Source organism: Endozoicomonas sp. SESOKO4, from assembly GCF_024606275.1.
Genome location: NZ_JAHHPS010000001.1, coordinates 1 through 1,051 on the forward strand (window position 1 = coordinate 1; position 1,051 = coordinate 1,051).

At 45.7% G+C, this 1,051-nt stretch carries 2 protein-coding genes; both read left to right on the forward strand.

The annotated features are described in order from the left end of the window. Nucleotides 1–83: 83 nt before the first annotated feature. A complete protein-coding gene (locus tag KDK16_RS00005; RefSeq protein ID WP_257254537.1) occupies nt 84–314 on the forward strand; it encodes a hypothetical protein in 231 nt (76 codons plus the stop codon). 90 nt (nt 315–404) lie between these two features. Beyond that, nucleotides 405–1,051: lipopolysaccharide kinase InaA family protein (locus tag KDK16_RS00010; RefSeq protein ID WP_257274136.1), on the forward strand; the 647-nt coding region annotated here is incomplete at its 3' end.

Sequence of the window (1,051 nt, forward strand, 5' to 3'; positions counted from 1 at the left end):
CTGTGCCCAGAAGCAGCGTAAACTAAATATGTCTTGGAAGTAACCGCCACCTGACAAATGCAGTCAAAGACGGTGAAGAAGTTTTGCTACATGGTAAAAGAATTACATTCTTAGAAAATGATTCTAAAGATCAACAATATATCAGACAGGAATCTGAAGCAGATAAATTTGCACAGACAACATTAATTCTTGAAAGTGAATGCTCTGCTTTCTTGAAAGAAGGGGTTTTCACTAAAGCTGCTATCAGCCAACTCTCTCAAGCAATAGGCATGTTTCCCGGTATTATTTCCTGTCGTTATCACTACGATTCCTGATGTGAAAGACCGTCTGAAATACCCTCTGTAACCGAAATATCCAAGCTTTGAATTCATGAAGATTCCGCCCACTTATGGGCCACTTACAATATGCACATTCCTTTTTTGATGTCGTCCAGCTGGACACTGACGGAATCCTATAATGACACGCCGGTTGGCAATGCTGTCTCTACGCTCGAAAGCACTTTTGCCATGACAGGTGTTGAAATTACCCGGGATATCATCAGTTCCATGTGCCGTACCGAAATTGGTGGTAAAGGCTACTACCTGAAACGGTATACCGGAGGCGGGAAAAATCTTCGCCGGTACATTGGCAGAAGCCGTATCCGGGGGGAATGGGAAAGCATGCTGTTTTTCCGTGAACACGGTATTCCTGCCGCCAAAGTGGTCGCCTATGGGCAGGAAATTCAATGGGGCATTATGACGCGCGGCGCACTGGTGACCGAAGAGGCACCCAATACTCTGGATCTTCGCCAGATGGTCAGAGACAGTATTCATTGGCTGAAAGATCGGACCTGGATGGCCAAAGTTATTGAGCAGTTAGCTCCAGCGGTCAGAACCATGCATAACCAGAGCTTCATCCACACTGATCTCAAGTGGCGAAATATTCTGGTTTCACAGAATGAAAATCCTGAAATCTGTTTCATTGATTGTCCTGCTGGCCAGAAGGTTCTTCCCTTTTTCCTGGAGCGAGGGATTACCAAAGATCTGGCCTGCCTTGATAAGATGGGCAAGCA